Source organism: Rhodobacter sp. TJ_12 (assembly GCF_020023995.1).
Classification (GTDB): Bacteria; Pseudomonadota; Alphaproteobacteria; order Rhodobacterales; family Rhodobacteraceae; genus Rhodobacter.
In genome coordinates, this window is sequence record NZ_NRRD01000001.1 from 179,281 (window position 1) to 199,143 (window position 19,863).

Sequence of the window (19,863 nt, forward strand, 5' to 3'; positions counted from 1 at the left end):
AAGCCGCGGCAGGCGAACGGGGCTCAGGCGATCACCGTGTCATGCGCGGTGGTGATGTGGTGGTGGATTCGGCCATCGAAATAGCGCGCCAGAACCGACTCGGTCGCCTCTTTACTTTCGGCACGCACCGCGCTGGCCAGCGCGATATCCACCGCCTCAAGGCTAGGATAGCTGATCGCAAGGATCAGCGGGAACGAAGGGGCACCGTCATCGCGGCTTTCCTCGAAGCAAATCCGCACGGCCAGCGCATCGGGAAATGCGCGCCATTTCGGCAGCACCTCGGTCAGGATGGCTTCGCGGAAGGCCTCGGTCTGGCCTTCCTTGATCGTGCCTTCGAACAGCGCATAGCGGGTGATCATTCGAACAACTCCTTTCGAGGTCCTTTGAAGTATTCCATTAGCGCGGCCTGATCCTCGCCGCCCAACCCCGCGGCAGTCAGCATCCGGTGCACCTCGGCGCAAACGGCGGTGAGCGGCATGGCCGTATGGGTCAGCCGCGCCAAATCCTGCGCGCCATTCAGGTCTTTGACCATGTTGTCGATACGCCCGGTGCGGCGATAATCGCGCGTTGCAAAGCGCGGCATGTATTCTTGCAAGATCGCGCTGTCGGCCCGCCCACCGCGTAGCGCTTGCGGGATTTTTTCCGCATCCACGCCCGCCGCCTCGGCCAAGGCGGTCGCCTCGGCCACGGCAAGGAAATTGAGCCCGCACAGGACCTGATTGATCAGTTTGGTGGTTTGTCCCGCGCCGGGCCCCCCCATGCGGGTCTGGTTCGATGCAACCTTGGCCAACACCTTTTGCGCATCGGTCACGTCGGCCTCGGCCCCGCCCTGCATCAGGGTCAGCTCGCCGATGGCGGCCTTGGGGATGCCGCCCGACAGCGGGCTATCGACCCAGCGCAGGCCGCGCTCTGCAGCATCGGCGGCAAGGACTTTGGTAGATTCCGGGTCAATCGACGACATGTCGATGATCAGCGTGCCGGGGGCGGCCCCCTCGGCCACGCCGCCCGGCCCAAAGGCGGCAGCGCGCACGATTTTCGCGGAATTGAGCGACAAGATCACCGCGCTGGCCCCGCTGGCGGCTTCGGCGGCTGAGCTTGCGGCGCTTGCGCCCTGCGCAACCAGCGCGGCGACTTTTTCCGCGTCGAGGTCAAAGACGCGCAACGCGGTGCCGGTGGTAGCAAGGCGCGCGCCGATGGCGCCACCCATGGCGCCTGCACCGATCAGGGCAACGGTCTGGGTCATGTCTTGGCTCCTTGAATCTGGGGAAGGACGGCGGCGACGATCCGTTCTAGCGGCTGGTCGATGTCGACCGTCACCGCCTCGTCCGGGCCGGGGGCCTCTAGTGTGGCGAACTGGCTGTCGAGCAGCGACAGCGGCATGTAATGGCCGGCGCGTTCGGCCATGCGCGCGGCAATCAGATCGCGGCTGCCCGCCAGATGCACAAAGCACACCGGGCCGCCCGCGCCCGCGCGGATACGGTCGCGATAAACCCGGCGCAGGGCGGAACAGCCGATGATGATCGGGGCTTCGGCGTTCAGCGCTTGCGCCACCCGGTCAAGCCACGGCCACCGGTCTTCATCCGTCAGCGCAATGCCCGCACGCATCTTTTCCACATTGGTGTCGGGGTGCAGGTCATCGCCGTCCCGGTAGGGCACGGCCAGCGCCTTGGCCAGCCCCTCGCCCACGCTGGACTTGCCGCACCCCGACACGCCCATGATGATGACCCGCAAGCTCATAGCGACGCCGTAACCCCGCCATCGACAAAGAGCGTGTGCCCGTTCACGAAGCTTGCCGCATCGGAAGCCAAGAAGATGCACGCGCCTTGCAATTCTTCGACCTTGCCCCAGCGCCCGGCGGGAGTGCGTTTTTCGAGCCAAGCCGAAAACGTCTCATCCGCCACAAGCGCGGCATTCAGCGGGGTGTCGAAATAGCCCGGCGCGATGGCGTTGCAATTCAGACCGTGTTTCGCCCAATCGGTCGCCATGCCTTTGGTCAGGTTCGCCACCGCGCCCTTGGTCGCGGTATAGGGCGCGATGCCGGGCCGGGCGAGCGCGGTCTGCACCGAGGCGATATTGACAATCTTGCCCGCGCCGCGCGCGATCATGTGGCGGGCGACTGCTTGGCCTACGTGGAACACGCTGGCCACATTGGTCTGCAGAAGTTTGTCAAACGCATCGGCGGGGAAGTCTTCAAGCGGCGCGCGATGCTGCATGCCGGCATTGTTCACCAAAATGTCGATCGGCTTGCCTTCGGATTCGAACGCATCCACCGCCTTGCGCACGGCCTCGTGGTCTGTCGCGTCAAAGGCCAGCAATTCCGCGCCGGGGATATTGGCCGCCGCCGCTTCCAGCTTGGTCCGGTCGCGCCCATTGAGCACCACCTGCGCGCCCGCAGCGGCCAGCCCTTGTGCCAGCGCAAAGCCGATTCCCTGCGACGAGCCGGTGATCAGTGCGCGCCGCCCTTGCAGGTCGAACAGAGGGTAATCCAAGGTGTGCTCCTTCGTTTCGCTCTCGACAAATCCTGTCTGTATCGTTTATGTTATCGATAACACGCGCTGTCAAGATGGCATCCGCGGACAAGCCCGGGAACGGAGAGATGATGACGAAACCCCACATCCTGCAGGTTGGCCCTTACCCCGAATGGGATCAGGTGCCGCTCGACGCCGCCTTCCATACGCACCGCTATTTTGAAGCGGCGGATAAGGCGGCTTTTCTGGCCGAGGTGGGCCCGCTGGTGCGCGGCATCGCCACGCGCGGGGAGTTGGGCGCGGATGCGGCGATGATTGCGGCTTGTCCCAACCTCGAGATCATCTCGGTCTATGGTGTGGGCTATGATGCGGTCGATCTGACGGCGGCACGGGCGCGCGGCATTCGCGTCACCAATACCCCCGATGTGCTGACCAATGACGTTGCCGATCTGGGCGTGGCGATGATGCTGATGCAGTCGCGCGGCATGCTGGGCGCCGAGGCGTGGGTGCGCGACGGGTCTTGGGCCGCCAAGGGTCTTTACCCGCTTCAGCGCCGTGTCTGGGGCAAGCGCGCGGGTGTGCTGGGCCTTGGTCGGATCGGGTTTGAGGTCGCCAAGCGGTTGGCAGGCTTCGATATGGAGATTGCCTATTCCGATGTCGGGCCGAAAGACTATGCCAAGGATTGGGCCTTTGAGGCCGATCCGGTGGCGTTGGCCGCGCGGTCCGATTTTCTGTTTGTGACGCTGGCCGCCTCTGCCGCGACGCGCCACATCGTCGGGGCAGAGGTGATTGCCGCGCTTGGCGCCGAGGGGATGCTGATCAATATCTCGCGCGCATCGAATATCGATGAAGAGGCGCTTTTGACGGCGCTTGAAACCGGCACCTTGGGGGCGGCGGCGCTGGATGTGTTTGAGGGCGAGCCCAATCTGAACCCGCGTTTCCTGTCGCTGCCCAATGTGCTGTTGCAGCCTCATCATGCCAGCGGCACGGTGGAGACGCGGCAGGCGATGGGCAAGTTGGTGCGCGATAATCTAAGCGCCCATTTCGCGGGCGAACCGCTTTTGACCGAGGTGCTGTGATGAAAGCCATTGTCATACATGAAGCCCATGACCTGCGCATTGAAGATCGTCCCGAAGACGCGCCCGGCCCGGGTCAGTTGAAGCTGCGTCTTGCCACCGGCGGGGTCTGCGGCTCGGATTTGCATTATTATCACAACGGCGGCTTCGGCACGGTGAAGCTGCGCGAGCCGATGATTTTGGGCCACGAAGTGTCCGCCTATGTCGAGGAAATCGGCGCGGGCGTGACCGGGTTCAAGGCTGGGCAATTGGTGGCGGTGTCGCCCTCGCGTCCCTGTGGGGGCTGCAAATATTGCCTTGAGGGGCTGCCGAACCATTGTCTGAACATGCGGTTTTACGGCTCGGCGATGCCGTTCCCGCATATTCAGGGCGCGTTCCGCGAAAGCCTTGTGGCCGATGCCAGCCAATGCGTCGATGCGACCGGGCTGACGCCCGGAGAGGCCGCGATGGGCGAGCCGCTGGCGGTGACGCTGCACGCGACCACCCGTGCGGGCGGTATGGTGGGTAAAAAGGTGCTGGTCACCGGCTGCGGGCCGATTGGGGTCTTGTCGATCCTGTCCGCGCGCGCGGCGGGTGCTGCCGAGATTGTGGCCACGGATCTGTCTGATTTCACCTTGGCGCTGGCGCGTCAGGCGGGGGCGGATCGCACGATCAACACGGCCCAAGACCCCGATGCGCTGGCGGGCTATGCCGCGGAAAAGGGCCATTTCGATGTGCTTTATGAATGCACCGGGGTGGCGGCGGCTCTGGCGGGCGGCATTGCCGCGATGCGCCCGCGCGGGGTGATTTTGCAGCTTGGCCTTGGCGGCGACATGAGCCTGCCGATGATGGCGATCACCTCGAAAGAGCTGGAGCTGCGCGGCTCATTCCGGTTCCACCCGGAATTCGCTGTGGGCGTGGCGCTGATGCAAAAGGGCCTGATCGATGTGAAGCCGCTGATCACCCATAGCGTCGCGCTGTCCGAGGCCGAAAGCGCCTTCAAGCTGGCCTCTGACAGAAGCCAAGCGATGAAAGCGCAAATCGTCTTTTCGGAATAGATCAGCCAATCTCTGCGCCGATGGCCGCCAAAGCGGCCTCGGCCACGGCGATATCTTGCGCCCCGGTGCCCGAGCCAATGCCAATCCCGCCCAAAAGCACGCCATTGAGCCGAATCGGCAAGCCGCCGGGCAGGCCGGTCACTGCGCCGCCGGTGGCCGCTGCGATGCCCGGGCGGAACTCTTCAGGCACCCTTGCGCTGGGCGTGCCATTAGAGGCGGCAGTCTGCGCCTTGGCCCGGGCCGATCGCATCGAAAGCACTTTCGCGCCCACCATGCGCAGGCTGGCAAGCTCGACGGCAGAGGTATCGACGATCACGATGCATTGTGGCTGGCCGATCTCTGTGGCCTTTTGCACGGCGGCCTCCAACATTGTCAGGAGCGCCGCATCGCTCAGCCGTTCGGTGGTATGCGTGATCTGCATCGGATGCCTTTCAAATTGACGCTCGCGCCGGGGAGGTCTAACGTTGATAACGATAACATATTCGCGGGAGGGGACAGCTTTGCGATCTGTTTTCAAGCTATTGCCTTCCATTCGCAAAGGCTATGGGCCCGGTCTGCCCGCGGTCAAGAGGGACGAGACACCATGCCTGCCGTCCTTTGCCCCGATGGCACGCAGGACCGTTCAGGGGAGTCGCTCACATGACCTCTAAACCGCAAATTGGCTTGCTGGGGCTGGGAACGATGGGCGCGGCGCTGGCGCTCAATATCGCCGAAAAAGGCTTTCCCATTGCCGTGTGGAACCGCACCACGGCGGTCACGCAGAAATTTCACGCGCAGGCGGGGGAGTTGGCAGACCGCATCGTGCCAAACGAAACGCTGGAGGAGCTTGTCGCGGCGATGCAGCCGCCCCGCTCGATCATCTTGATGGTGCCTGCTGGTGCGCCGGTCGATGCGCAGCTTGACGCGCTGGCCCCGCTTTTGGGCCCCGATGATCTGGTGGTCGATGCGGGCAATGCCAACTTCCACGATACGCGCCGCCGCAGCCTTGCCAAGCGGACGTTCCGGTTCATGGGGATCGGCGTGTCCGGCGGCGAAGAGGGCGCGCGCCACGGCCCAGCGATCATGGCGGGGGGCACACCCGAAGATTGGGTGCGCATGGCACCGGTTCTGCAAGCCATTGCCGCGCGCGCCGAAGATGGCACGCCCTGCGCGGCCAATATGGGCCCCGATGGGGCAGGGCATTTCGTGAAGGCGGTGCATAACGGGATCGAATATGCCGATATGCAGATGATCGCCGAAACCTATGGGGTGATGCGCGATGGTCTGGGCCTGAACGCCGCCGAAATCGGCGCTTGTTTTGCGCGCTGGAACGCGGGTGTTCTACGGTCTTACCTTGTTGAGATTTCCGCCAAGGTTGCACAGGCCAGCGACCCTGTCGCTGGTGGGCCGTTGCTGGATATGATCGTCGATGCGGCGGGGCAAAAGGGCACCGGGCGCTGGACCGCGATCGAAGCTTTGCAACTGGCGGCGCCGATCCCGGTGATCGAGGCTGCGGTTTGTGCGCGCAACGTATCCGCAAGGCGCGCAGAACGCGCGGCAGGCGAAGCGCTGTTTGGCCCCGCGCCGCAGGCTCTGACCGCGCCTTTACCGCTTTCCGATCTGGAAGATGCGCTGACGGCTGGCAAAATCCTGTGCTACGCGCAGGGCTTTGCGATGATGACAGCGGCAGGGCGTGAATTCGATTGGGCGCTGGATATGCCTGCCATCGCGCGGGTTTGGCGCGCAGGCTGCATCATCCGCTCTGACATGCTCAATGACATGGCGGCGGCATTGGCCGAAGATCCGACGCGCAACCTGATGCTGGCGCCGTTCTTTGCCGAACATCTGAACCGCTGCCTGCCCGCCTTGCGTAAGGTGGTGGCGCTGGGCGCCCTGCAGGGGCTGGCGCTGCCCGCGCTTTCGGCGGGACTTGCGTGGTTTGACATGATGCGCACCGCGCGCGGCACCGCCAATATGATCCAGGGGCAACGCGACTTTTTTGGCCTGCATGGGTTCGAACGCCTTGATGGCGTCGACCGCCCGCATGGGCCTTGGGCGCAGGTCTAAGCATGGCCCCGCGACGCCACAGCCTGTCACAGACCGATGTGGCCAAGGCCTGCGGGTTGTCTGAAATGACCGTTAGCCGGGTTTTGCGCGACCAACCGGGTGTGTCGCTCGAAAATGTCGAAAAGGTCCGCGCCACCGCGCGGCTGATGGGCTATGTGCCCAACCGGATCGCCGGGGCCTTGGCTGGCGCGCAAGTGCCGCTGGTGGCGGTCATCGTGCCCGGGCTGGCCAATATGGTCTTTCCCGAAGTGCTGATGGGGCTGAGTGCTGCGCTTGATGGAAGCCATTTGCAGCCGCTTTTGGGGCTGGGCCATTACGCCGCAGCCACCGAGGAGCATGTGCTCTCAGAGCTGTTGGCGTGGCGGCCCGCGGCGGTGGTGCTGACCGGGCTGACCCATTCCGATGGCAGCCGAGCGATGCTGGCGCGCGCCGGTCTGCCCGTGGTCGAGATCATGGAATGCGAAGGCAAGGGGATCGATTGCGTCGTGGGCGTGGCGCAGCGTGCCGCCGGGGCCGAAATGGGCCGCGCCGTGGCCGCTGCTGGGCATCGCAAGGTGGTTCTGTTAGGCTCTGCGCAGCAAGAAGATCGACGTCAAGAGCGTCGCTTTGCCGGTTTCACAGAGGCGCTGGAGGTCGCGGGCGGGCGCGTTTTGGGCAGTGTAAGCTATGACGGGGCGAGCGCCTTGCCCAAAGGGCGAATCTTGGCCGCGCAGGCGCTGGACCGCTGGCCCGATCTCGATTTTCTGTATTGCACCAATGATATGATCGCGGCGGGCGCGCTGTTTGGTTTGCAAGCGGCAGGCCGTGTGGTGCCGCGCGATGTCGGGCTGGCGGGGTTTTCAGGGCTGGAGATTTTGGCCGGGCTGTCGCCACGCATCGCCACCACCGATACCCGGCGTTTCGAAATTGGCGAGCGGGCTGGGCAGATGATCCGCGCCCGGCTGGCCGGGGGGGCGCCGGGCCAACGCGCCGAAATCGCGGCCCGGCTGCTGCCTGGGGAGACTTTGCGTGCCCGGCGCGTTGCGCCCTGACCGCGGCGCCATGGGGCGCATGCCAAGAGCGGCCACCCATCAAGGCGCGCAGGGCTGTCGGGTGCGCACATGTCGCAGCTTCGCGCCGCTTGGAATGCCCTTTGCGCCCGAAACCGCCTTAAACCGGGCAGGTGGCGGGCAAACCGGCTGTGCCGGGCCGATTATAGTTGAACCGCGACACGCGGCTCGGATAAACGAAGCCCCGGTGGGGCGCGCGCTAGACCCGCTCGGACAGATGACCTGCGGGCGAAAGAACCTAAGCGGGCAAAAACGCGGGAGAGTGGACAGATGCACGAACTCAATCTGACCGGGAGCGCCTTCGGCATCCTTTCGGTCATCATCTTCCTTGGTGCCTATGTGCTGGTGATCTTCGAGGAAGCCACGCATATGCGCAAATCGAAGCCGGTGATGCTTGCGGCGGGCCTGATCTGGACGATGATCGGGATCGCCTATGCCATGCATGGGCTCTCCGAAGTCGCACACGAGCATGCGGTGCATATTGTCGAGGAATACGGCGAGCTGTTCTTGTTCCTTTTGGTGGCGATCACCTATGTGAACACAATGGAGGAACGCCGCGTCTTTGACGCCTTGCGCGCCAAGCTGATCGGCATGGGGCTCGGGTACCGCAAGCTGTTCTGGCTTACCGGGGTTCTGGCCTTCTTCCTATCGGGTATCTTTGACAACCTGACCACTGCCCTTGTTATGGGCGCGGTTGTGGTCGCCGTGGGCCGGTCTTCGGCGAAATTCGTCACCGTGGGCTGTGTGAACATTGTGGTTGCGGCCAACGCCGGCGGGGCCTTCACCCCCTTTGGCGATATCACCACGCTGATGGTCTGGCAAAAAGGCGTGATCGATTTCTTCGAATTCTTCGTCATCTTCGTGCCCTCGCTGGTCAACTGGCTGGTGCCTGCGGTGATTATGTCGTTTGCCGTGCCGAACGAACTGCCGCCGCCAGCCACCGACAATGCCCGCATGAAACCGGGTGGGCGCGTGGTGCTGGCATTGTTCCTGTGCACAATCGTCACCGCGATCAGCTTCAAGAACTTCCTGCATCTGCCACCTGCCATGGGGATGATGATGGGGCTGGGCTACATGCAGATGTATTCCTACTTCCTTACCCGCAAGGGCAAACGGCTCAAGGATTCCGAACTGGTGCTGGATGCGTTCAAGCTGTTTGAACGGGTCGAATGGGATACGCTTTTGTTCTTCTTCGGTATCATCTTCGCCGTTGGCGGGCTTGGGGTGCTGGGCTATCTCGATATGCTCTCGACCGGCCTTTATGAGGGGCTGGGGGCCACGGCGGCCAATACGATCCTTGGCGCGCTGTCGGCGGTGGTCGATAACATCCCGCTGATGTTCGCCGTGCTGACGATGGAACCCGAAATGAGCCATGGCCATTGGCTTTTGATCACACTGACCTGCGGTGTGGGTGGCTCGCTTCTGTCGATTGGTTCGGCGGCCGGTGTGGCGCTGATGGGGCAGGCCCGGGGGCATTATACCTTTTCGGGGCACCTGAAATGGACCTGGGCAATTGCGCTGGGCTATTTCGCCTCGATCGGGGCGCACCTGCTGATCAACGCCCACTACTTTGACGTGGCGGTGGAAGCTTTCTAAGACGCCGTTTGCACAGAATGTCGGGCCCGGGCTGCAGATGCATCCCGGGCCTTTTCTTTTGCGCAGTGGCGGTGGTTTGGGCGGGTTTCCGCGCAGCGGCGGATGTGTGCGGCCAAGGGGGCTTTTCGTGCTGCGGTGCCTGCCTGTATGTCTGCGCGCGATAACGAACCGGTAACCAAACCGCGATCAGGACATGATGACCAAAAACCTCTTTGCTGCGACATGGGCGCTGAAACTCCCCTTGGCCCTTGGGCTGGCTCTTGGCCTGTCGGCCTGCGGGGACGGTGGCACGCTTTCGACCAAGTCGTTTTTGAACTTTGCCTCGGCGCGGCCCGAATCCGAAGGGATCGACCCGGAGCGCAAAGCCTTTGCCATCGCCATGGCGAAAGAGTTGCGCGCGCGTGGCCAGCGTGTCTGGTGTGTGCCCTTTGCCCGCAATGCTTCTGGCATTGAAATTCGCGGCAATGCCCGCACCTGGTGGTCGCAGGCCGAAGGGGTCTATGACCGCGGTCACGCGCCCAAACCCGGTGCGGTGATGGCCTTTACCGGCACCCGCAAGCTGCCCTTGGGCCATGTGGCGGTGGTTTCAGAGGTGATCTCGGAGCGCGAAATCCGCATCGACCATGCCAATTGGAAACGCAATCAATTGTCATTCGGCATGACCGTGGTGGATGTGTCCGACAAGAACGACTGGAGCGCGGTGCGCGTGATGAGCAATCCGGGCCAGTTGGGCCGCGTCTATCCGGTGTCCGGCTTCATCTATGAAGGTGCGACACGCGGCTGATCTGCGGCTGCTGACAGGCCAAGCCCCGTTCCGCCGGAGCGGGGCTTTCTTATGCGTGGTCCACGCGGCGAAACCGCAGATAGGTCATCAGCCCGAGCGGCGGCAGGCGGTGTTCCTCGACCAATTCCAGCCGGGGTTCGCGCATCACATGGTGACGTTCGAAATCCGAATGCCACCCCAAGGCATCGGCCAGCGGCGCCGCAGCCTTGGCGGCATACCCCCAGACGCCGGTCTGGTGCGCGAAATGGTTGGTGATCAGCACCGTGCCACCGGGGCGGCAGACCCGCGCCATTTCCGCCATCACGCGGTCGGGCTCTGGCACCACAGACATGATATGCAGCGCCACCACGTGGTCAAAGCTTTCATCGGCAAATCCCAGCGTGCGGGCATCCATCAGATGCAGCCCCTTCACATGGCGCAGCCCGTCGCGCAGCGTGCGCGCCTGCGCCTGTTCCAGCATGTCGGGCGACAGGTCGATCCCGGTTACCTCCACATGCGGCTGGTAAAGGCTCAGCGCCAGCCCGGTGCCCACGCCGACCTCTAGCACCGCGCCGCCGCTGCTGTTGATCTGATGCGCGGCCCTGTGGCGCCCGGCATGGGTAATCTTGCCAAAGGTTTGGTCATAGATCGGGGCCCAGCGGCGATAACTGCGGGCAATCGCGTCTTCGTTCATGAATGCGTCATCCTCTGGCAATCCCGGCGGCGCAGGGCAGCTTTTCCCCTGACCGATCGGGGCGGGTGATCGGGAATTGTCCGCAAGGTGACGTAAGGTTAAACCGCTGGCAAGGCCGGTGTCGCTTTTGATTTTCAAAACGTCGTAATTGGCGTGAATTTTGCGCGCCACACGGTTGGGGGAGTGCCCTAGGCCTCAAGCAAAGGGATTTCACGGTTTTGGATGAAGCTGGCCAGCCCGGCGGCATCCAGCGGCGGGGCCACCCAAAACCCTTGCAAGATCTCGCAGCCCATCGCGCGCAGCGTCTCGGCTTGGTGCTGTGTTTCCACCCCTTCGGCAAGGGTGGTGACGCCCAAGGTTTTTGCCATGCTGACGATGGCGCGCACCAAATCCTCTGCGCCCGGCTCGCCCTTCAGCGTTTCGGTCACGCGCCGGTCGATCTTGATTGCGCTGGGACGCAATTCCATCAAGCTCATGATCGCCGCGCGGCCAGAGCCGAAATCGTCAATCTCCAACGCAATGCCCGCGTCGCGCAACGTGGCAAGATGCGATTGCAAATGGGTGGCCTCAAGGCAGCTTGCCTCGCGCAGTTCCAGTGCCACTTGGGTCGCCCCGAAATCAAGCCGGTCCAGCAGCGCGGGCAGATCCGGCTCGCGCAGGTGATCGGCGCAGATATTGAAACCGATCTTAGGCAGCACGATCCCCGCCGCATGCCAATGCGCCAGCGTCGCCTGGCCCTGTGTGATGACCGCGCGGTCAATTTCTGGCACGATCCGCAATTGCGCCGCCAGTGGCATGAACGCTTCGGGCGGCAAAAGACCCCGGCGCGGATGCCGCCAGCGTACCAGTGCCTCGACCCCGGCCAGCTTGCCGGTGCGGGCGCAAACTTGCGGCTGGAAAACCGGCTCAAATTCCGCCCGATCAATCGCGCGGTGCAATTCCTTCACCATGGTGCGGTTGTCGTGCATGCGCTTGGTCAGATTGCCGGTGAAAAGCTCCACCCGGTCGCGCCCGGCCGCTTTGGCCCGATAAAGCGCGGCATCGGCGTAAAGCTGAAGTTCTTCGGTCAGGCCGGTCACATCCGGGGCGCTGACAATCCCGAACGAGGCGCTGATCCGGCAGGTCGTGCCGCGGTATTCGAACGGCGCGCGCAGGGCTTGGCGCATATCGGCCACCAGCGCCTCTGCCTCGGCCTGTGTGCTGCCCGGGGCCAGCAAAACCGAGAATTCATCCCCCCCAGCCTTGCGGCGAAATCGCCGGGACGCAGGCAGCCGCGCAGGACATCGGCCAAATGGCACAGCGCCTGATCGCCCGCCTCATGGCCCAGCGTGTCGTTGACGTGTTTGAAATGGTCGATATCCACTTGCACCAACGCGCAGTCAGGGGCGGTTGCCCCGGCGCGGGCGGATTGCAGCCGCTCTTCCAGGCGGCGGTCGAAGTAGCGCCGGTTCGGCAAGCCGGTCAGCCCGTCGTGCAGCGCCAGATGTTCGTTGCGCGCGCGCATCTTTTCCGCCACGCCCCAAGCATGTTCCAGTTCGGTTTCGCGCGCCACATCGGCGGTGACATCAAAAAGCCCGCCGGTCCAGACCACGGAACCATCGATCTGCCGCACCGGAGTTGACGAGGCGCTGAGCCAGATCAGCCCGCGTTTGGGATGCAGATAGCGAAACCGCATCCGCCATGGCGACAAAGACCGCATGCTTTCCGCCGTGCGTTCGTGCATTTTTTCGCGGTCCTCGGGCACGACCCGGTCGAAAACGGCACCGCCAAGGGCCAGTAGATCGGCGCGATCAACCCCCAAAAGCTCGTTGAAACGCGCGCTGGCATAGGGGAATTCGGTCTGGCCATCGGGCGCGCGGCGGTATTCAAACAGCCCCACCGGCGCGATATCGGTGATCGAATTGAGCCTGGCATGGGCGCGCCGAACTTCGGCAGCGGTGCTGGCGGCTTGGGCCTCGACCGCGAGCCGGTCGGAAATATCGACCACTTTGCCAAACCATGTCATGGTGCCATCGGGCCGGGCAAAGGGGGCCGCCCACAGATGCAGCCAGCGCGTCGCGCTGTGTTCATCGCGCACACGCATCCGCAATTCGAGCAATTGCAAGCTCGCACGCGAGGCATCAAGCCGGTGGGCCAGCTTCTCGCGATCTTCTTCGTGCACATTGGCTAAAAGTGTGGCCGGGTTCCCGTCCATATCTTCGGCCCTCACCCCCAGAAGATCGGGAAATTTTTGGGTGAAATACGGGAACCATCCGTGGCCATTGAGTTCGCGGCGCAATTCGAACAACGCGCCCGGTACGTTTTCCGCAAGCATGTTGAGCCGCTCATGGGCGATGCGCAGGGCGTCGACCATCTCGCTTTCCTCGGTCACATCGAAGACGCTTCCGTGCCAGATCACGGCGCCGTCGGGCTGGCGATAGGGCATCGAGGACAGGTGCAACCAGCGTAGCCCGCGCGTCGGATGATTGAGCCGGTAGCGCACATCCAGCGGGGTCATCCCCTCGCGCGAGGCGATGATCGCCTTGCTCAGCATGGCGGCGTCATCTGGGTGGATATTGGCCCCCGCCGCGGCCCCATCGGCCAGCATTTGCTCGCGCGTGACGCCCAGAATATCGGGCAGGCGCGCACTGAAATAGGGCAGGTCAATCAATCCAGAGGTGCTTTCGCGATGTTCAAACAGCGCGCCCGGGGCATTGTCGGCCAAGGTGTTCAGCCGGTCGCGCGCGCGGCGCGCCTCGGCGGCGGCTTCGGCCAGTTGTGCCTCGGTCTCCTTGCGCGCGGTGATGTTTTGAAACGCCCCGCTCAGCCGCACCGGCGCGCCATCTTCGAACACGACTTCGCCTACGGCCCGCACCCAGATTTGTTCGCCATCTTGGCGGATCAACGGCAACTCAAAGTCCCAAGGCGTGCCCTGTTCGATGCCTTTTTGCACGGCTGCGCGCACCACGGGTTGCGCTTCGGGGGCATAAAAGTTGATGGATTCCTCAAGCGTTGGGCAATAGCCCGGCGCGACGCCATGGATGCGGCAGGTTTCCTCGGACCATGAAATCTCGCCCGATACCAGATCGACCTCCCAGCTGCCCAAGCCCGCCAGCATCCCGGCACGTTCCAAAAGATCCTGCGCCCGGCGCAGCCGGGTTTCACGGCTTTTCCACTCATCGATGTCGCGGTGTACGCCGCTCATCCATTCGGGCTTGCCATCGGCGGTCCAGCTGCGCACCCGGCCAAGATTCCGAATCCAGACCCAGCGGCCGGATTTGTGGCGGATGCGCGCCTCCATCTCATACCAGTCGGTCTCCCCCGCGAAGTGACGCTGCAACGTCGCTTCAGAGCGTTCGAGGTCTTCAGGGTGGCACAAATCTGTCCAGGTCGTGATGCTGATGGGCTGCAATTCCTCAAGCCCGTAGCCCGCGATTTCGGCCCAGCGGGCGTCAAAAATCGTTTCGCCGGTCTGCACATTCCATTGCCATAGCCCCAGTTTGGCCGCTTCGACGATCCCGGCCAGTTGCGCCTTTTCGCAGCGTAGCCGGACCATCTCTTCAAGCGAAGGGGGGCGTATATTCAGCACGGCGCGCCCGGGTTGGCCGGGGCCAAGCCGAAGCAAGGTTGCCAAAAGTGGGTTCGGGTCAGCACTGGGGACGGCAGGCCACAATTCCATACTACCGTCGCAGGCCGCAGAGGCGAACCAGGTCGCCAGCGTGTCTGTCTCCGCCGCGGCAAAAAGGCTGGTCAGCGGGCGCCCCAAAAGCGCCTCGCGCGGCTGATCCAGCCGGGTGCAGAGGCTATCGCTCACCTCGGTCAGGCATCCTGCGCCGTCGAAAGCCAGCGCCACGGCATTCAATAGGCCCGCTGGGGTGGGCACCTCGATGCCTTGCGGCGGGCAGCAGGTCGAAACCATCTCAATCGTCATACAGGGCCTCCGAAGTCTTGACCACATGGCCAGAGGCTTTCATTCAGTTTCCTTAAGAGACCATTTCAAGGTTAATGCCGTCTTAACATTCTCCGGCAACCCCAACAAATTAAGGCCGGGCGTCGGGTGAAGATCGCGCAACTAGACGATTGTCGGGCAATTCCAGCCACTTCGCAGGCATACCCCGACAGTGGCGAGGCAAAGATTTTTGTCTGCCGTTGTCGCGCGCACCATGGCGGGCTATCGCAAGGCTGTCTGGCGGCGCAATCCTCTTGCACCGGGGCGCTTCCTTCGGTAGCCGGAGCGTCCTATAAGCGTTCGGGCTCCGCAGAGAGCTAGAAAACGGGGTTGGAAACGTGGCGCATATCATCGTTGTCGGCAATGAGAAGGGCGGTTCGGGCAAATCGACCACCAGCATGCATCTGGCCACCGCCTTGGCGCGCATGGGGCATAAGGTCGGCGGGCTCGACCTTGATTTGCGCCAGCGCAGCTTTGGCCGCTATGTCGAAAACCGGCGTGCCTATATGGCGCGCGAGGGGCTTGATCTGCCGACACCGGATTACCGCGAACTGCCCGAGGCCGATGCCGCGCATCTTGCCCCCGGCGAAAACCCCTACGATCATCGCCTGTCCACCGCAGTGGCCGATCTGGATCAAGTGTGCGATTTCGTGATCATCGACTGCCCCGGCTCGCACACGCGGCTCAGCCAAGTGGCGCATTCGTTGGCCGATACGCTGATCACGCCGCTCAATGACAGTTTCATCGATTTCGACTTGTTGGCGCGGATCGATCCGGAAACCTCAAAGGTCACCGGCCCGTCGATTTATTCGGAAATGGTGTGGTCGGCGCGACAGTTGCGCGCGCGTGCGGGCCTTAAGCCGATCGACTGGATCGTGCTGCGCAACCGGATGGGCGCGCAACAGGCGCATAACAAGCGCAAGGTGGGCGCAGCGCTGGATCAATTGTCCAAGCGGATCGGCTTCCGCGTGGCTCCGGGCTTTTCGGAGCGGGTGATTTTCCGCGAATTGTTCCCGCGCGGCATGACGCTTTTGGATCTGCGCGATCTGGGGGTCGAGAACCTCAATATCTCGAATGTGGCCGCGCGTCAGGAATTGCGCGACCTGGTCAAGACGCTGGAATTGCCCGGCGTTACCGTCGACTTCTAGGCGCTTAGACCGCGCGCCCTGGCCCCCGGAACGGCGAAACCAAACCCTGCCTGTGCGGACCCCGGTTTTGTGCGCTGTCGCAAAGCGCGCGCATCCGTGCGGCGAAAACCGCATCTTCGCTGTGGCGCCACCGCGCCAGAAGAGTGATCAGTTTCTGCGCCATCTTATCCTCCCCATCGCATCAGCCGGTGTGGCTGCAAACAGTCTTTTCTTAAGTTTTACGACGGTTTGCGGCTAAAACGGGGCGGCCATGGGGTGAATGCGGGGCTGGCTTAGCGCCGTTTCATGGCATCCAAAAGCGCGGCCCCTAGGGCGCCGGGGGCATCTTTGCCGCGCGCGGGGCCGCTTGCACCGCCTTTGGGGCTGGCCTTCATCGGGCCTTTGCCTTGCGGCCCTTTGGGCCTGTCGGGCCCGCGCGCCGCGCGCTCCTCACGTGCCGAGGTGCCTCCATCCTTGCGCATCGTCAGGCCAATGCGTTTGCGCGCCACATCCACCTCCGTCACGCGGACCTTGACCACATCGCCCGCTTTCACCACCTCATGCGGGTCTTTCACGAACCGGTCGGCCAGTTGCGAGATATGCACCAGCCCATCTTGGTGCACACCAATATCGACAAAGGCCCCAAAGGCGGCGACGTTCGTCACCGTGCCTTCCAATTGCATGCCGGGTTTGAGATCCTTGATATCTTCCACCCCATCGGCAAAGGCCGCGGTCACAAAGCTGGGCCGCGGGTCACGGCCGGGTTTTTCAAGCTCGGCCAGAATATCGCGCACTGTGGGCAGACCGAAGCTGTCGGTCACAAAATCCTGTGCGCGCAACCGGCTCAGCGTGGCGCTATCGCCCATCAGGCTGCGAATATCGCGCCCGCAGGCTTTCACGATGGCGCGGGCGACATCATAGGCTTCGGGGTGCACGGAAGAAGCATCCAGCGGCTCAACGCCGTCGGTGATGCGCAAGAACCCGGCGCATTGCTCAAAGGCGCGCGGCCCAAGGCGGGCGACTTTCAGCAGGTCTTTGCGCGCCTTGAAGGCCCCGTTGCTATCACGATGCGCCACAATCGCTTCGGCCAGCCCCGGCCCAAGGCCAGACACATGCGCAAGCAATGGCGCAGAAGCGGTGTTAAGGTCCACGCCTACCGCGTTCACCGCATCTTCCACCACGCCGTCCAGTGCGCGGCCAAGTTTCGACTGATCCACATCGTGTTGATATTGGCCGACGCCGATGGATTTCGGCTCGATCTTCACCAGTTCGGCAAGCGGGTCTTGTAGCCGCCGCGCAATCGACACCGCGCCGCGCAGGCTCACGTCAAGCTCTGGAAATTCCCGCGCGGCCAGTTCCGAAGCGGAATAGACCGAGGCCCCGGCTTCCGACACCACCACCTTGGTAGGCGCTTTCACGCCACTGGGTAGCAGTTTCAGCGTCTCGGCCACCATGCGTTCTGTTTCGCGGCTTGCGGTGCCGTTGCCGATGGCGATCAGTTCCACCCCATGCGCCGTAATGAGCCGTATCAAAGCGGCCTGTGCGCCGCGCATATCGCTTTTTGGCGGGAAGGGATAAAGTGTATCGGTGGCCAACAGTTTGCCCGTGGCATCGACCACGGCGGCCTTCACGCCCGTGCGGATACCGGGGTCGAGGCCGAGCGTCGCCTTGGCGCCCGCAGGCGCCGCCAGCAGCAGATCTTTAAGGTTGCGCGAAAAAACGCGGATCGCCTCTTCCTGTGCGCGGGCCCGCATGTCGGAGAGCAAATCCAGCATCATCGACAGGCTGAGTTTCACACGCCACGTCCAGCCCGCAACCTTGCGCAGCCATTCATCCGCCGGGGTTTTGCCACGCGCATCCAAAACGGCGGCGACCATCGCCTCGGCCCGCGCGACGCCCTCTTCATCAGGGCCGATGTCGAGCGTCAGAACCCCTTCATTTGAGCCGCGCAGCATCGCCAACGCGCGGTGGCTGGGCACATCTGCCCAACGCTCGCGGTGGTCGAAGTAATCCGAGAATTTCGCACCCTTTTCCTGTTGGCCGTCCACGACCTTGGCCGTCAGATAGGCTTCACGGGTCAGGTAATCGCGCAAAGACCCCAGAAGTTGCGCGTTTTCGACCAAGCTTTCCGCCACAATTTCGCGCGCACCATTGAGCGCATCTTTCGCCGTGGGCACGGCTTCGGACAGATAGCCTTCGGCCAAAGACTCGGGCGTGGCATTGCGGTTGGCCAAGATGGCCTCCACCAGCGCGGCGAGCCCATTTTCGCGGGCGATCATCGCTTTGGTGCGGCGCTTGGGCTTATAGGGCAGATACAGGTCTTCCAGTTCTGCCTTGGTCTCGGCCTGTGCGAGCGCCTTGGCCAGATCATCGGTCATTTTGCCCTGATCGGTGATCGAGGCAATGATCGTGGCGCGCCGCGCTTCGCGTTCGCGCAGATAATCCAGCCGCTCGGACAGTTTACGCAATTGCGTGTCATCCAGCCCGCCGGTCACCTCTTTCCGATAGCGCGCGACAAAGGGCACCGTCGCGCCGCCATCCAACAGCTCAACCGCCGCGCCCACTTGGGCGGGGGTGGCACCAATAACTGTGGCGATGGTGCGGGCGATGCGGGTGGCGGTATCCATGCGTTCCTCCGATGCTGGAGGGGTGGTGTAGCCGCCCAAATGCGCGCGGGCAAGGCTTGACACGGCGGGCCGAGCGGCGCCCATTGCCCGCAAAGGAGCCCCCCCATGCAAGACATCCATTCCAAGCTTGAAACCCGCCTGATCCGCTATTGCGAAGTTGATACGCAAAGCGACGAGGAAAGCCCGACCGCCCCCAGCACGGCGATTCAGCTCAACCTTGCGAAGATTTTGGCGCAGGAATTGGAGGCAATAGGCGCGGCAGAGGTGAAAATCACCGACTATGGCGCGGTATTGGCGACCGTCCCCGCCACCGCCGAAGGTCCGGTGATTGGGATGCTGGCGCATATGGACACCGCGCCCGCTTATAATGCGGTGGGGGTGAAGCCGCGCGTCATCCGCGGCTATGACGGGGGCGAGATCACCTACCCCGATGCGCCGGGTCTGGTGAACTGCCCCGCGCGCAACCCTTATTTGGGCGAGAAGGTCGGCCATGATCTGATCACCGCCTCCGGCGGGACGCTTTTGGGGGCGGATGACAAAGCGGGCGTGGCCATTTTGATGACGCTCGCCGAACATTTGCTGGCCAACCCCGATGTGCCGCATGGCAAGGTTCGGCTGGCTTTCACGCCGGATGAAGAAATTGGCCGCGGTGTCGATGCGCGCTTGCCCGCCGATCTGGGCGCGGATTTCGCCTATACGCTCGATGGCGGCGCGGTGGGCGAGATTGAATATGAGAGCTTCTCGGCCGATGGGGCGAAGGTGAAGGTGGTGGGTGTGTCCACCCACCCGGGCACGGCCAAGGGCAAAATGGTCAATGCACTGCATCTGGCGGCGAAAATCATCGACATGCTGCCGCAAGCCACGCAAACCCCCGAAGTGGTCGAGGGGCGCGAAGGGTTTTGGCACATCACCAATATCGCGGGCACGGCGGCGGAGGTCGAATTCTCGATCATCCTGCGCGACTTTGAGCTGGATGGCCTTGCCGCTCGGGGCGAGATGCTGCAACAGGTTTGTGCGGCGGTGGCGGCCACTGAGCCGCGCGCCACGATCACCTGCACGATCAAGCCGCAATATCGCAACATGCGCTATTGGCTGGAAAAGGATATGACGCCCGTTGAGCTGGCGCGCGATGCCTGCCGCGATGCGGGGATTGCGCCTGTGTCTGTGCCGATCCGGGGCGGCACCGATGGGTCGCGGCTGACCGAAATGGGGGTGCCGTGCCCGAATATTTTTACCGGCATGCAGGATATTCACGGCCCGTTGGAGTGGGTGTCGGTGCAAGATATGGCGGTGGCGACCGATGTTTGCCTGCGACTTTTATCGCGTGCGGCGCAGCATCAGGGGCAATGAGAAAGCTGTATCTGCGCCGTAACTAACCAAATCATAAAGAAATTTTTGAACGGCGCGACGGAATGGGCGCGCCGTTTCGTTTGGGTGTGTGAAACCTTCCCA

General features: G+C 63.3%; 16 protein-coding genes and 1 pseudogene. 8 read left to right on the forward strand and 9 right to left on the reverse strand.

The annotated features are described in order from the left end of the window. Nucleotides 1-23: 23 nt before the first annotated feature. Genes CKO11_RS00860 through CKO11_RS00875 form a run of 4 tightly spaced genes read right to left on the reverse strand, consistent with a single transcriptional unit; the run spans nt 24 to nt 2,489 of the window. The gene (locus CKO11_RS00860) at nt 24-359 is read right to left on the reverse strand and encodes a hypothetical protein (RefSeq protein WP_223631932.1); all 336 of its coding nucleotides are present in this window, start codon (nt 357-359) and stop codon (nt 24-26) included. After that, nucleotides 356-1,243 carry an NAD(P)-dependent oxidoreductase gene (locus CKO11_RS00865; RefSeq protein WP_223631933.1) on the reverse strand — a complete coding sequence of 296 codons (888 nt, stop codon included), beginning with the start codon at nt 1,241-1,243 and terminating at the stop codon, nt 356-358. The genes CKO11_RS00860 and CKO11_RS00865 overlap by 4 nt, the downstream gene beginning before the upstream one ends. Next, entirely contained in the window at nt 1,240-1,737 is a 498-nt protein-coding gene (locus CKO11_RS00870; protein ID WP_223631934.1) for a gluconokinase, read from the reverse strand. The genes CKO11_RS00865 and CKO11_RS00870 overlap by 4 nt, the downstream gene beginning before the upstream one ends. After that, a complete protein-coding gene (locus CKO11_RS00875) occupies nt 1,734-2,489 on the reverse strand; it encodes an SDR family oxidoreductase (protein ID WP_223631935.1) in 756 nt (251 codons plus the stop codon). Before CKO11_RS00875 ends, CKO11_RS00870 begins: the two co-directional genes overlap by 4 nt. Nucleotides 2,490-2,599: 110 nt before the next feature. Here CKO11_RS00875 and CKO11_RS00880 point away from each other — a divergent pair, with 110 nt between their 5' ends. Together CKO11_RS00880 and CKO11_RS00885 are read left to right on the forward strand one after the other, a co-directional pair. After that, entirely contained in the window at nt 2,600-3,547 is a 948-nt protein-coding gene (locus tag CKO11_RS00880; protein ID WP_223631936.1) for a 2-hydroxyacid dehydrogenase, read from the forward strand. Next, complete coding sequence (locus CKO11_RS00885) at nt 3,547-4,581, forward strand: L-idonate 5-dehydrogenase (RefSeq protein ID WP_223631937.1); 1,035 nt, start codon at nt 3,547-3,549, stop codon at nt 4,579-4,581. The genes CKO11_RS00880 and CKO11_RS00885 overlap by 1 nt, the downstream gene beginning before the upstream one ends. 1 nt (nt 4,582) lies before the next feature. Here the strand turns inward: CKO11_RS00885 and CKO11_RS00890 are convergent, their stop codons facing one another. Further along, nucleotides 4,583-5,002, reverse strand: coding sequence for a GlcG/HbpS family heme-binding protein (locus CKO11_RS00890; RefSeq protein WP_223631939.1), 420 nt, complete (start codon nt 5,000-5,002; stop codon nt 4,583-4,585). Nucleotides 5,003-5,220: 218 nt separating this feature from the next. Here CKO11_RS00890 and gndA point away from each other — a divergent pair, with 218 nt between their 5' ends. The 4 genes from gndA (at nt 5,221) to CKO11_RS00910 (ending at nt 10,056) form a co-directional block, all read left to right on the forward strand. Next, nucleotides 5,221-6,627, forward strand: a complete 1,407-nt coding sequence (gene gndA, locus CKO11_RS00895; RefSeq protein ID WP_223631941.1) for an NADP-dependent phosphogluconate dehydrogenase — start codon at nt 5,221-5,223, stop codon at nt 6,625-6,627. Nucleotides 6,628-6,629: 2 nt separating this feature from the next. Continuing rightward, nucleotides 6,630-7,658 (forward strand): LacI family DNA-binding transcriptional regulator, encoded by a 1,029-nt coding sequence (locus CKO11_RS00900; RefSeq protein ID WP_223631942.1) that lies wholly within the window; start codon nt 6,630-6,632, stop codon nt 7,656-7,658. A 288-nt stretch (nt 7,659-7,946) separates the two neighbouring features. After that, nucleotides 7,947-9,272 carry a sodium:proton antiporter NhaD gene (gene nhaD / locus CKO11_RS00905; protein WP_223631943.1) on the forward strand — a complete coding sequence of 442 codons (1,326 nt, stop codon included), beginning with the start codon at nt 7,947-7,949 and terminating at the stop codon, nt 9,270-9,272. Between the two features lie 196 nt (nt 9,273-9,468). Next, a complete protein-coding gene (locus CKO11_RS00910) occupies nt 9,469-10,056 on the forward strand; it encodes a CHAP domain-containing protein (RefSeq protein ID WP_223631944.1) in 588 nt (195 codons plus the stop codon). Between the two features lie 49 nt (nt 10,057-10,105). Here the strand turns inward: CKO11_RS00910 and CKO11_RS00915 are convergent, their stop codons facing one another. The 3 genes and pseudogenes from CKO11_RS00915 to CKO11_RS00925 all read right to left on the reverse strand — a co-directional run. Then, complete coding sequence (locus CKO11_RS00915) at nt 10,106-10,729, reverse strand: class I SAM-dependent methyltransferase (RefSeq protein ID WP_223631945.1); 624 nt, start codon at nt 10,727-10,729, stop codon at nt 10,106-10,108. 188 nt (nt 10,730-10,917) lie between these two features. Continuing rightward, nucleotides 10,918-11,697 carry an EAL domain-containing protein gene (locus CKO11_RS00920; RefSeq protein ID WP_411741980.1) on the reverse strand — a complete coding sequence of 260 codons (780 nt, stop codon included), beginning with the start codon at nt 11,695-11,697 and terminating at the stop codon, nt 10,918-10,920. Between the two features lie 84 nt (nt 11,698-11,781). Next, nucleotides 11,782-14,666: pseudogene (locus tag CKO11_RS00925) on the reverse strand (PAS domain-containing protein); the annotation flags it as partial. Between the two features lie 329 nt (nt 14,667-14,995). On the opposite strand from CKO11_RS00925, the gene CKO11_RS00930 reads away from it, so the two are divergent. Then, a complete protein-coding gene (locus CKO11_RS00930; protein ID WP_223631946.1) occupies nt 14,996-15,805 on the forward strand; it encodes a division plane positioning ATPase MipZ in 810 nt (269 codons plus the stop codon). A gap of 272 nt (nt 15,806-16,077) precedes the next feature. Here the strand turns inward: CKO11_RS00930 and CKO11_RS00935 are convergent, their stop codons facing one another. After that, the gene (locus CKO11_RS00935; protein WP_223631947.1) at nt 16,078-18,411 is read right to left on the reverse strand and encodes a Tex family protein; all 2,334 of its coding nucleotides are present in this window, start codon (nt 18,409-18,411) and stop codon (nt 16,078-16,080) included. Between the two features lie 105 nt (nt 18,412-18,516). Here CKO11_RS00935 and pepT point away from each other — a divergent pair, with 105 nt between their 5' ends. After that, nucleotides 18,517-19,761 (forward strand): peptidase T, encoded by a 1,245-nt coding sequence (gene pepT, locus CKO11_RS00940; protein ID WP_223631948.1) that lies wholly within the window; start codon nt 18,517-18,519, stop codon nt 19,759-19,761. Nucleotides 19,762-19,863 lie beyond the last annotated feature (102 nt).